This window comes from Enterobacter sp. 148H3, from assembly GCF_034107425.1.
GTDB lineage: Bacteria > Pseudomonadota > Gammaproteobacteria > Enterobacterales > Enterobacteriaceae > Enterobacter > Enterobacter vonholyi.
On the sequence record NZ_JAWNEI010000002.1, the window covers coordinates 224,071 to 236,665 of the forward strand.

General features: G+C 49.2%; 10 protein-coding genes. 3 read left to right on the forward strand and 7 right to left on the reverse strand.

Annotation, left to right across the window (positions count from 1 at the left end):
- The 6 genes from USH94_RS03330 to USH94_RS03360 form a co-directional block, all read right to left on the reverse strand.
- Entirely contained in the window at positions 1 to 3,576 is a 3,576-nt protein-coding gene (locus USH94_RS03330) for a hypothetical protein (protein WP_320731315.1), read from the reverse strand.
- 606 nt (positions 3,577 to 4,182) lie between these two features.
- The gene (locus USH94_RS03340; protein WP_023326018.1) at positions 4,183 to 5,253 is read right to left on the reverse strand and encodes an ABC transporter ATP-binding protein; all 1,071 of its coding nucleotides are present in this window, start codon (positions 5,251 to 5,253) and stop codon (positions 4,183 to 4,185) included.
- Positions 5,246 to 7,015, reverse strand: coding sequence for an ABC transporter permease (locus tag USH94_RS03345; RefSeq protein WP_023309073.1), 1,770 nt, complete (start codon positions 7,013 to 7,015; stop codon positions 5,246 to 5,248). Before USH94_RS03345 ends, USH94_RS03340 begins: the two co-directional genes overlap by 8 nt.
- Before the next feature lie 80 nt (positions 7,016 to 7,095).
- Positions 7,096 to 8,184 (reverse strand): ABC transporter substrate-binding protein, encoded by a 1,089-nt coding sequence (locus USH94_RS03350; protein WP_023309072.1) that lies wholly within the window; start codon positions 8,182 to 8,184, stop codon positions 7,096 to 7,098.
- A gap of 168 nt (positions 8,185 to 8,352) precedes the next feature.
- Positions 8,353 to 9,048 (reverse strand): response regulator, encoded by a 696-nt coding sequence (locus tag USH94_RS03355; protein ID WP_111966105.1) that lies wholly within the window; start codon positions 9,046 to 9,048, stop codon positions 8,353 to 8,355.
- Positions 9,032 to 10,672 carry a sensor histidine kinase gene (locus tag USH94_RS03360; protein ID WP_111966102.1) on the reverse strand — a complete coding sequence of 547 codons (1,641 nt, stop codon included), beginning with the start codon at positions 10,670 to 10,672 and terminating at the stop codon, positions 9,032 to 9,034. Before USH94_RS03360 ends, USH94_RS03355 begins: the two co-directional genes overlap by 17 nt.
- A gap of 176 nt (positions 10,673 to 10,848) precedes the next feature.
- Here USH94_RS03360 and yjdI point away from each other — a divergent pair, with 176 nt between their 5' ends.
- A complete protein-coding gene (gene yjdI, locus USH94_RS03365; protein WP_008499689.1) occupies positions 10,849 to 11,079 on the forward strand; it encodes a 4Fe-4S mono-cluster protein YjdI in 231 nt (76 codons plus the stop codon).
- A gap of 10 nt (positions 11,080 to 11,089) precedes the next feature.
- On the forward strand, positions 11,090 to 11,362 hold the full coding sequence (locus USH94_RS03370) for a GNAT family N-acetyltransferase (protein WP_008499687.1): 273 nt from the start codon (positions 11,090 to 11,092) through the stop codon (positions 11,360 to 11,362).
- A gap of 28 nt (positions 11,363 to 11,390) precedes the next feature.
- Here the strand turns inward: USH94_RS03370 and USH94_RS03375 are convergent, their stop codons facing one another.
- Complete coding sequence (locus USH94_RS03375) at positions 11,391 to 12,002, reverse strand: LysE family translocator (RefSeq protein WP_111966101.1); 612 nt, start codon at positions 12,000 to 12,002, stop codon at positions 11,391 to 11,393.
- 115 nt (positions 12,003 to 12,117) lie between these two features.
- On the opposite strand from USH94_RS03375, the gene USH94_RS03380 reads away from it, so the two are divergent.
- Positions 12,118 to 12,588, forward strand: coding sequence for an Lrp/AsnC family transcriptional regulator (locus USH94_RS03380; protein ID WP_023309067.1), 471 nt, complete (start codon positions 12,118 to 12,120; stop codon positions 12,586 to 12,588).
- Positions 12,589 to 12,595: the final 7 nt, after the last annotated feature.

A 12,595-nucleotide genomic window follows, 5' to 3' on the forward strand; every position in this document is an offset into this window, starting at 1 on the left:
CTAAGCCTTCTGGAAGTTGATAATCTGCTTGAACATGTTGTCTTCTAGCTCTATATAAAATCGAGCATCAGAAAATGCGTCGGAGATGTTTTTATATACTTTATATAGCCCTGTCCCTCCTTCGTTTGTAAGCTTAATATTATCTATTTGACTTTCGAAATCAGCAATTCCTTGAATCTTATTGGCTTCTGATAACTCATTGAACTGAATTTCACTGATTTGATTGCATACTTTGATAACCTTTCCGTCTTCTTCACTGGTTACCGATACATAGATATGAGTGCCGGCCTTATGAATACCATGTTTTAAACAATTCATGTACATGGTAACTAGAGATCTTGTTAAACCAAGAAGCGATTTATTATTCATTACCCACGAAAGATCTTCTTGGATGTTGAAAGTCATATCAATTACCTGAGGTGTGTAAATACCATCAATATATTCTTTGGAAGCTTGCAAAATAGCGCCTATTTCAACATCTTCATCTAATTCATGCACCGGCTTTCGAAACCACTCTTCAAAATCAGAAAGTTTTTCATTGACGTTAAATTTTGCCAGTGTGATTTTATTGATTATATTGCTTTTAGAGGATGCCTCTGGAATATTATTTATTTTAGCAATTAAATCATCACACTCTTTAGCAAATGCTGGTTTGATCACTTCATTACTAAATCTTCTTACTAGATGGAATGAAGTTTCTAGAATTAGCCATATAAAATCCTTTATAACTTCTACAAATCCCTTGTAATCCATTTCTGATGATGAATTAAATTGGCCTAAATAACTATTGATATATGCGCTAAAAAAATTTATTTGTTTATCGGATATTTGAAAAAGGAAGGCTGTATCAGGAGTTTTAGCCTCTTTATACTCTCTTAAATCAGGAATAGTTGTAGGCCTGATTAGATTATTGGTTTTTTGGATTAGCGAGTCAATAGATGCTGAAAAATCTATAACGTAATCGTTTATAAGTAAAAGTTGAGTCGATTCAAGATCTTTCATTTCATTCAACCAAAAGTATGGCGGCTCGTATGAAGACCTTATGTCTTTATCAGAAACTTTTGACGTGACTAGATGCTCTGCTTCAAAAACGCTACGTATGTGATTTGGTAAAACCCCATGTCTTATTTCTGAACTCAGATAACGAACTAACCCAAATTCATTATTCATTATAAAGTCATCAATTAAGTTTGAATAAATCAAACTATAATGATAAGTCTTAGCTTTTGTTGTTTCCTCGGATGTAATTTCACCTATATCAATTCCATCATCTTGTGTTGTAGATAGATAATAGTCAAGATAAATAGAGAAATCATCACTCTTAATCCGCTTCATTGTTTCGAATGCAGAATGGTAATAATCATCCTTGACTGATAGCACTCCATTGAAGTCTATGTTTATTTTATTTTGAGCGTGATGATTCGTAAGACGACTAACCAACAGCTTTTGATATATTCCAACCTCTTCTTTTGATAAGTTATCAGCCATTTCGTAACTGAGTAAATCTTTTCGTTCCTTTTCTAAGAGTAAATCAATAATTTTTAATCTTTCAGTTAACATTATTACTGAGTCAGAAATATGTTCTAAGCCGCTTAAAACCCTTTCATCACAAACATCTGTTAACAAAAATAATTCGTTTTCATTTATAACTCTACTGTCCAGTAGCAAATCGCTAGGTTTATTAAACCCTAAATGGGCTAAGTACTTATCTATAAAGAAAGATGTAACGTCACTGTATGATTTATCATATTGCCTCTGATGAAAATGGCTAAAAATTGCAGCTTCCAAAGGATTGTTTAAATTATCAACATCATCATCAACTATTTTCGCTAATTTTTGCATTGGAAATAATATTAGGTTGGACCTTTTTTCTAATGCTTTTTTATTTATTATTTCAACTAAATCGTTGTATGCTTCTATATTAATGAGCGATGTGGACTCGTAATAGTAAAAATCAGGAATTGTAATATCACTTTCTTTTTTTAGTTCGTTAATCAATCGCTTTGTATCTTCATTTGTTATTTTATGCCCTGAATCATGGTCAAATAATTTATTTCTAATGCTTCTTGACTTTGTTAACCTAGGGCGCTCAAGCAATGTTTCAATTTTAGAAGGATTGTTTTTTTCGGAGAAAATTTGATGTAAGAATTTTGGAGTAATCACTAGTCCATTACACATCACATCTAATATAGACGTTTTAAGCTTATCTTTATTTTGATAAGGATAAGAAATATAGAATGGAGCTGAAATAGCACTGGTGAAATTAAAGCATGACAATTTGAAGCTAATATCTTCAATAACCTCTATTGAGGATTGATATTGCTCGGTATATTGATATTGCTTTATTAAGTTAGTGAGTAGCACACCATAGATATCGTTGTTATTGATGTTATCGAAGTATACTTTTTGTTTTTTTGCGAATATTATAGATCTTGCTAACACATCTATTAATATAAGCTGCCTCGGGTGTAGTGCAAAATACTCTTTACATTTGGCAATAACAGATTCATAGTCACCCTCGGTGTAAGATATAATAATATCTTGAACTTTAAAGTCCGTATTGGTTAAAGGTTTGTTATTGATGACATTTGCCATCCCCTTCCATGAGTCATCAATATCTAATTCTGCCATTGAAATAACAAACTGCTTTATATTATTCTCAACAAGGCTATTATTGGATATCTTATTAGCAACATGTTCTGATATTGCCTTCCTGATAAATACATATTTATCAACTGGGAAAAGCTTTTGTGAATACTGGATTATATTGTCCAATGATCGCACATTATCCATGCCAAATGGAAGTAATAATAATGAAAGGAAATCAGCGTAATTTTTCCTGCTGCTATTTATTCTTATAGAATCAATTATATTAACTTTAGATTTTTGTTTGAATGAAAGAGCACTGTGAGATGTGTGTTTGTTATAAAGATAGTTTGTTATGTGGTATAACTGCGGAGACGAATCATCAATAAATCTTTCTTTATTTTCTGTCTTTTTTTGAGTAGATGCAATTGCCATGTCAACATCTATTGACCATATGGATTTTCCGAATTTTTCTTCAATTACTCTAAGTGAATTTATTGCTTGAGAAAATTCAGATCTTAGAAAATGCTCCTCTAATTTATTTTTCATAATAACAAACTGCTTAAACTCATTTTGGTTGCTCTTAATGAATTGCAATAACATTTCGAGTATAAATTCATTAGGCAAATTACGCTCTTTTACTAAATCCAAGTAGTTTTTTTTATTGAAACCCGATAGGTTTAGTAAATTTTTTAAAGAGACATTTTTATAGCATGAATGAGCAAAGCTTTTTAGCTTATCGTTTTGTAATAATAAAGTTTCATTTGACAAATTATTTAATGCTTTAATCTTTCCGAAATTACCCCTGCCTTTGTTTTTCCCATAATCTCCTAATATATTTTTAATTTTATTATTATTCACATAATCGAAAAGAAAGTTAGTCATTGATATAGCCTTTTGCTTAAAATAAGAACTATTTATATTGATAGGGAATGCTACCGCACCAAGCAGTTGGAATCTTGTTCTGGGTGAAACGAATTTTGTAAACATTGTAATTCTACCATTAGATACGAATGATATGTATATTTTTTCTACTTATTAAAATGTACCTTTGAAAAGTAGACTCTCTGCGGTACGCTTTTCGGAATCATTCACCTCGATTTTTCACGCAGCGCGCCGGAGGACTTCCGCCCCGGACGGGCCCTGAATGTCCTGATACCCGATGATGATCCTGCGCTTAACCTGTCGCTGGCTGTCATTCTGCCCAATGAGAATTTCATGCCGATGCTGCCCGGAGGTAAAGGCCCGGTTAATCCTGCCCGGGCCTACCTGCTTTCCCTCAACTCCGCCCGTAGTTGGCAGACCAGGCCCTCATTCCTTAGGATTCTCGCCGACATGCTCGGGGCCGCTTCCCTGGAGTCCAACCGCAGGGGTAGCCTGTGGCGCCATTACGTAATGGCCGTCACGGAACTCCTGCGCGAGACTGGCCGTGCCACCGCCGCTATCTGCGGCAGCCCAGGCATTCCGCAATCTCAGTAAACCAGGCAAGTGCAGACGTTGTTGACAACGGAAAAGTAACATTTGAGAGGTAGATTGCATGCTCTCACTCTGTAAATGCAAAAAAGGCTGCATCCCGCAGCCTTTTCCCCCTCACATTCACCCTTTCGGGAACACCCAAACATGCTTCTCAGGCAGCGAAAGATGGCAGTGCTGCGGATCCCGAACCTCATGCCCATACGCACGAATGACAAAATCATCTCCCACCGTGCGGAACAGGTATTCCCAGCGGTCGCCGAGATACATGCTGGTAAGCAGCGGCAGCTCAAGCTGATTTTCCCCTGGCCCCTCGACTACCGCCACGCGCTCGACGCGGATCACCGCCGTGGCTTCATCACCGCTCTGCACCCCTTCACCGGCCTGACCCCACAGCACCCAGCCTTTGCCTTCGATACGCGCTCTGCCGTCGCGCACTTCGGTGACCTTGCCGTGCAGGCGGTTGTTGCTACCCATAAACTCGGCGGTAAACAGCGTTTTCGGCGAGCCGTACATCTCCTGCGGCGTGCCCTGTTGCTCAATTTTGCCGTTGTTGAGCAGCAGGATGCGGTCGGATATGGACATCGCTTCGTTCTGGTCGTGCGTCACCATCAGTGCCGATAGCCCGAGTTTGATAATCAGCTCGCGCAGGAACACGCGGGCCTCTTCGCGCAGCTTGGCGTCGAGGTTGGAAAGCGGTTCGTCCAGCAAAATCACCGGCGGGTTGTACACCAGCGCACGGCCGATCGCCACGCGCTGCTGCTGGCCACCGGAGAGCTGGTGCGGGTGCCGTTTGCCAAGATGGCCCAGACCAAGCTGGTCCAGCACGTCCTGCACGCGCTGCTGGATCTCTTTGGCCGGGACTTTGCGCAGCTTGAGCGGATAGGCCACGTTCTCAAACACGGTTTTGTGCGGCCACAGGGCATAGGACTGGAACACCAGCCCCAGGTTACGCTCTTCCGCCGGGACCTCGCTGCGCGGCGTGCCGTCGTAAACTTTATTGTTGCCAATCACAATCGACCCCTGGGTCGGTTTTTCCAGACCCGCGACTGCGCGGAGCAGGGTGGTTTTGCCGCTGCCGGAGGGGCCTAACAGGGAGACCACTTCGCCGCGCTTCAGGTTCATGGAGACACCTTTTAAAACAGGATTGTCGCCGTAGGTTAAGTGCAGATCGTCAACCGCTAATTCAATCATGTATTTTCACTCCGAAACGAAGGGCAATGCCCAGACCTACCACGACCAGCAGGATGTTAATGAACGAGAGCGCCGCCACGATATCAATGGCACCCGCGGCCCAGAGGGAAACCAGCATCGAGCCAATGGTCTCCGTGCCGGGTGAAAGCAGGTAAACACCCGTTGAGTATTCGCGCTCAAAGATCAGGAACATCAGCAGCCACGAACCGATAAGACCGTAGCGGGAGAGCGGGATGGTGACGTGGCGGGTGATCTGCCCGCGCGTCGCCCCGGTACTGCGCGCCGCCTCTTCAAGCTCCGGCCCTACCTGCAGCAGCGTGGAAGAGATAAGCCTCAGCCCGTAAGCCATCCACACCACGGTATAGGCCAGCCAGACGCTGAAAATGGTGCTGCGCAGCGAACGCAGCCAGACGATGACGTTTTCACGCATCCAGTCGGTCCAGGCAAACCCGGAAAGCCAGCCGGATTTCAGCGAGTTATCCAGCCACATCGGCAGGAACAGGAACACCCACAGGAACGCCAGACCCGCCAGCAGGCCAGGCACGGCGCGCGGCACCAGCACGCTGTAGTCCAGGAAACGCGTGGTGTTGTCCGGCTTGCGGTGCATGGCAATGCCGACAAACAGGTAGCACACCACGGCCAGCGCGCCGCCAATCACACCAATCGCCATGGAGTTGACGATGGCGCGCAGCAGGTTGGGCTGCGCCCAGATGGTGCGGAAGGTGTTCAGAGAAAGCTCGTCCCACAGCGAAACGCCCACGCCCCAGTTGGAGATAAACGCGCGCAATACCACGCCGAGCAGCGGAACGCCGATGGTGACGGTGAGCCAGAAGGCAATCACTCCGCCAGCCACCCAGCGCCATTTACCCAGCGGCAGCGCGCGGGCCTGCGAAGCCTTACCCTTCATGGTGACGAAGCGGTTGGCGGTGCGCATCAGGCGACGCTGGAGCATCACCAGCGGGATGGTGATGCAGATCAGCACCACGGCAACCGCCGCCATCAGGTTATAGGATGGGGTGCCCATCTTGTTCGTCAGCTTATAGAGATAGGTCGCCAGCACCATGTTGCCTTCCGGGTCGCCGAGGACCAGCATCAGGCCAAACACTTCCAGCCCCAGGAAGAACAGCAGCACGGTGGCGTACAGAATGGACGGGCGCACCATCGGCAGGCTGACGGAGGTCATCACCTGCCAGGGCGACGCGCCCGCGGTGCGCGCGGCTTCTTCCACGTCGGAGCCCACGCTGCGCAGCGCTGACGAGATATACAGATAGGCGTGCGGGACGTGCGTCAGGCCGGCGATGACCACAATGCTCGACATGTCGTAGATGTTCCACGGCACAAAGCCAATCAGCGCCTGAGCCCACTGGGAGAGAAAGCCCACCGGACCGGCGGCCACCACGTAGCCGAAGCCCAGCACCATCGGTGAAACGAAGATCGGGACCAGGATCAGCGGCTCAATCAACCGGCGACCGGGCAGGTCGGTACGCACCATCAGAAACGCCAGCACGCCGCCCAGCGGAATGGAGATAAAGACCAGCCCGAAAGCAAGAATAAAGCCGCTTTTCAGGGCCTTATAAAAATCAGGGTCGGTGAAAATAAATTCAAATGATTCAAAGCTCCACTCTTTTGACGGCGAAAAGAACGGGGCGGACAGGAAGCTCTGTATCACGATAAACGACAGCGGGGTGTAGATAACCAGGGCGGTTATCAGCACGACGATGCCTCGCGGCAGGCTTTGCCACTTTCTGCGTAATGTATTCATGGGGTATCCCTGGTGTTGCGGCCCAGAAAAACGAACTCAGTCGATAAGGGAGCGCGGCGGCCAGCGCCGCGCTCAGACGCTTATTTACCGGCGGCGGTACGCCACTCTTTGATGTACTCCAGGCGTTTTTTCGGCTGCAGGTATTCCAGCAGCGTTTCATCAACCGGAATTGGCTTCAGCGCGTTGCCGAGGATTTTGGTCAGGCCGTCGATATCATTTTTCCCTTCGATATCGTTACGAATGGAGGGGATGTCCGCCTGGTTGGCCAGAATGTTTTGCCCTTGTTCAGACAGCACGTAGTCCAGCCACAGCTTCGCGGCATTGCTGTTTTGCGATTGCTGGCTGATGAACGATACGCGCGACAGCACCAGGGTATAATCTTTTGGATAGGAAATGCCGAGCGAAGGATCGTTCTTCGCGCGCGCTTCCGCGTAGGAACCGAGGATGTTGAAGCCGATCAGGTTTTCACCTGAGGAGACGCGCTCCATCATGGTGCCGGTAGACGACTGCACCGATAAGCCACCTTTGGCGACGTCGGCCAGGGTTTTGAAGTAATTAGGATCGGCGTTGTGATCCTGCACCGAAAGCATAAAGCCCAGACCCGATTTTTCGATGTCGTAGGTGGTGACTTTGCCCTTGAATTTGTCCGTCTGGCTGGCGATCAGCTTCGCCAGCGCGGCGTGAGAGTCCGGCACGTCGCCGGCCGGGATCAGGCGCTTGTTGTAGATAAAGACCACCGGCTCATAGGTAGTGCCATAAGCCTTATCTTTCCAGACCGCCCATTTCGGCAGCTGGCTTTGTTCCGGAGATTTGTACTCCATGGCGTAGTCGGTGGCGAGCTTCAGGCCGGTGTCCATAGAGGAGCTCCAGACCACGTCGCCGCTCACGCCGCCGGAAGCCTGTTCGCTGATGAAACGGTTGTACAGCTCGGTGCTGTTCATGTCGTTGTATTCGACTTTAATGCCCGGATAGGTTTTTTCGAAGCCCTGGATCAGCGGTCCGGCAGCTTTGATGTCGGTGGTGGAGTAAATAACAACCTTGCCCTCTTTCGTTGCGGCATCAACAACTTTTTGATACTCAGCAGGATAGCCCTGCGGCAGGGCAGAGAGTGCAGAAGCAGAGAACAGTACGGTAGCGGTAAGCAGAGAAATTCGGAACGTGTTCGACATTATAGTTAACCTTTTAGTTACATTTGAGGAACTAATTGTCAACATAGCGTATCGGGCTCCACCCACAAGAGGGTGAAGCGGGCAATGATTCCGAAGTGTGATTGTCGCCGTCGTTTCAGCAATTAACACCATAAAATCCACGAACGTTAGCCTGTGAACAGTTCTGGATTACGGTTTATCGGGCGCTTTGCGGTATAACCTTCGCGGATGACCAATATTGCCATACAGCATTTCGACGCTGATTAACCCGCTCTCCACGCAGTATTCAAGGTAGCGACGCCCCGTGGTTTTACTGATCCCCACCTTTTCCACCACCTCTTCAACCGACATCGCGGTATCGGGATGCTCGGCGAACAGGTTTTTAATCCGTTCCAGCGTCTGGGGTTCAATGCCCTTCGTCGACGGCGTAATGGAGGCTTCCGCTGCGGGAAGATTAAACAGGCGATCCAGCGCATGCTGGTCGACCACCTTCACCTGCTGCACGGTGTGGATGAAACGCATAAACCGTTCCAGAGAGGCGTGCAGGCGCTGGAAAAAGACGGGCTTAATCAGGTAGTCAAACGCGCCGCTGCGCATGGCGTGGCTGCAGGTCTGCATATCGCTGGCGGCGGTGATGAAGATCACCGAACACTCATAGCTTTTCAGTAGCGGATTATCAATTAACTCCACGCCTTTACCGTCCGGGAGATAGTTGTCCAGCAGGATAAGCCGCGGCTGATGCTGACGAATCAGGCGGCATGCCTGCTCAATCGACGCGGCGATGCCCACCACGCGCAAATGAAAATTCTGCTCGATATACTCACGATGCAGCTCCGCCAGGTGCGGCTCATCTTCAACGATCACAACGTCAATTGCTCGGGTCATGCTTTTGCCCATTCGGAATAAACACAGAAAAAATAGTCCCTTGCGGCGTGTTGTCGGCAATCTCAATAGTGCCGCCAGCCTTGTCGATATATCCTGCCACCAGATACAGGCCAATACCGTGCTCGGTGCCCACAATGTCGTTTTCGCTGTCCGGCTTGCTGCTGAATCCCTGGCGGAAAATGTGCGGCTTCAACGCATCGTCCACCCCGCAGCCCCGGTCAGCCACCTCGATCAGCAGCTCCTGGTTGCGGTCTGAAATGTAAAGCTCTACCGGCGCGGGGACCGGTGCTTTAAGGGTTGCGTCCACCGCGTTATCCAGCAGATTTCCAATAACCGACATCAGCTCCGTTTCGTTGAGCGTGGCGGGCATGCGGGTGAGCTGGCAGGCGGGATCAAACAGCAGCTCGATGCCTTTTTCGCGCGCGCTAACGTATTTTCCTAACAGCAGCCCACACAGAGCGGGAGAGGAAAAACGGGCGGAGACAAAGTCCAGCACCCGCTGCGCGCCTTCGGACTGCACCTGAATGTAACGAATCGCCTCGTCATAGTGTTTCATCTGCAGCAAGCCCACCAGCGTGGCGGTCCAGTTCAGCTGCTCGTGGCGCATAATGCGCAGGTTATCCGCATAGCGCTTGATCTGACTGAGCTGGCTGCTGAGGGTGTTGATGTCGTTTTTGTCGCGAAAGCTGTAGACCCAGCCGCTTTCAACGCCCGGTTCGACCTCAATCGCCACGCGGTTGACGATCACCTCGCGCTGGTTCAGCACCGCAATCTGGTCGTGGCTGCCAGCGCTGACCGAGGCGTAGCGCTGGGATAAAAAGCCCGGCGACGTCTGCAGAACGTCTTCCAGCGGTTTACCGATAAGTTCTTTCTCACTTTGCCGAATATCCAGCATTTCTCGTGCGGCGCGGTTAATTAAAATCAGCTGCTTCTCTTCATTGACGGCAAATACCCCCTCATACATGGCTTCTAATAGCGCGCGCTGCTGCAAAACCAGCTGAGCGATATCTTTCGGCTCCAGTCGGAACATCTGTTTTTTGAGATTGCGGGTAAACAGCCAGGAGAACATAAACAGCAGCAGCAGAAGAGCCGCGCCGTACAGCCCGGACTGCCAGAGAATACGGGCGTTAATATTGGCAATATAGGAGGTCAGATAGCCGACCGAGACAATACCAATCACCTGATGCTGCGCGTTGAAGATGGGCGCTTTGCTGCGTAGCGACACGCCAATCCCGCCCTGACGCACGGAAATAATAGTTTTGCCCTTTAATACCTCCGCGTTATCCCCGCCGATCATCGGTAAATTTATACGCTCCGGGGATTCAGAATGATAAAGGTGCTGTTCCTCGGTATCGCCAATCACAATATAGCTGGCATCGCTTTCGGCGCGCAGCGGCTGAATTAACCGGGCGATGCCGGGGATATCCCGGGCCGCAACCATTGCCGCCAGACCCGGCATCAGCGCGATCTGGCTGGCCTGAACCCGGGCGCGCTGGCCGAGATCGTGATGGAGCTGCCGGTCAATAAAATGAAACAGGATCGTTCCCAGCAGAACTAACAGCAGGCAGGAGAAGCACACCAGCGCTAAAAATAGCTTTACCTGAAAAGAGAGTCTGCGTTTCATTCAACCTGCGCAAGTTATGCAAAAGTGACATTTTCCGAGCCTGACATGCGCCACTAGCGGACGCAATCTAACAAGAAAAGAGTTGTGACCTGGCTTTTCGTTTTCAACGATATAGCCAGCAGGATCCCGTCAGGCTATTCTTCATTCAGCACGATAATAATTACAGAGGCAATGTCATGGATAAAGAGCTACTGGATGCGGGTTACCGGGCCTATACCGGCGAGAAAATTGACGTTTACTTCAATACCGGGATCTGCAAACACTCCGGTAACTGCGTGCGTGGCAGCGCAAAGCTGTTTAATCTCAAACGTAAACCGTGGATCATTCCCGATGAAGTGGACGTTGAAACGGTTGTCCGCGTGATTGATACCTGCCCGAGCGGTGCGCTGAAGTATCGCCAAAAATAAGCGAGGAACCATGGATATTCTGGAAGGCCATAACAAGTTTTACGTGAATGATGCGAACGGCAATCAGGTCGCGGAGATTGTCTTCGTACCGACCGGCGAGCACCTGAGCATTATCGAGCACACCGACGTGGATGAGAGCCTGAAAGGGCAGGGCGTCGGTAAACAGCTGGTAGCGAAAGTGGTGGAGAAGATGCGCGGTGAGAACCGTAAAATTATCCCGCTGTGCCCGTTCGCGAAACATGAGTTTGATAAAACGCGGGAATATGACGATATTCGGGCGTAAATAACACCGGCGATGGCCGGTGTTTTTTTCATCTCGCCTGCTCAAATAGCAATATCAACGCGATCAGCACCATTATCCCTCCCGATGCCATGCTTACCAGACGCGCCGCCTGTGGCCGGGTCGCCAGCACCGCTTTCGAACCATACCCCACCAGCAGATAGACCAGCGTACAGGTGATAAGGTGCATCATCCCAAGCGCGGACATCTGCATCGCTATCGACCAGCTTCCGGTCGGGTCCGTAAACTGCGGAAGCAGCGCCAGGAACAGTAAAAACACTTTTGGGTTTAGGCCGCTAATGCAGAGCCCTTTCACCGCCCACTGCCTCCAGTTTCCCGCATGGTGGGTGGCCTTTTCCGGTGCGGCAGGGTGACGCAACAGTCCGATGCCAAGCCACAGGAGATACGCGGCTCCCGCGACGGTCAGCCCGGTCAACGCCAGCGGATGTTGAGCAATCACGACCCCCACGCCAGCCACCACAACCAGCGTGGCTAACAGATGCCCTGACATCAGCCCCATCACCGCCGGTACCACGCGTCGCCCGTTAATCCCGGCGCTAATGGCGTAGGCCCAGTCGGCACCCGGCGTCATGATAAGCAGAAAAGAAACCACCCAAAAGCCGGCCACAATACTCATTTCCATCTTCCTGAAGACTCCCGCAGTGCGTCAAACGTTGAGAAAAAGAATATCGCTAACTCTGCGAAATAGGCTTTCAATGTTATGCTCGCAACACGGTGAAATTGAGAAAATCTTCCACATGGATAGCATCGATCGAAAAATTCTTGCTGAGCTACAGTCTGATGGCCGCTTATCCCTGACCGAGCTGGCGGAAAGAGTGAATCTGAGCCTATCGCCGTGTCATCGGCGCGTGCGGGCGCTGGAGCAAAGCGGGGCGATAACGGGATACCGTGCCAGCCTCGACCCCGCCAAAATGGGGTTTAACTTCCTGGCAATAGTGTTTGCGACGCTAAAGGAGGGTGACAGAAAGGCGGTTAGCGCGTTTGAAGCGGCGGTGGAGGAGATCCCGCAGATCGTGCTGGCCCAGCGCCTGTTTGGCGATCCTGATTATCTGATGCACGTCGTGACCCGCGACCTGTCCGCTTTCCAGAAACTCTACGACGAGAAGCTCTCCGCCATGCCCGGCGTGCAGCACCTTCGATCTACGCTTGTCATGAAAACTGTGGTGCAGGACAGGCCTTTTCCGCTGGAATCAGCTGGGCGAGACTGAGAGACAT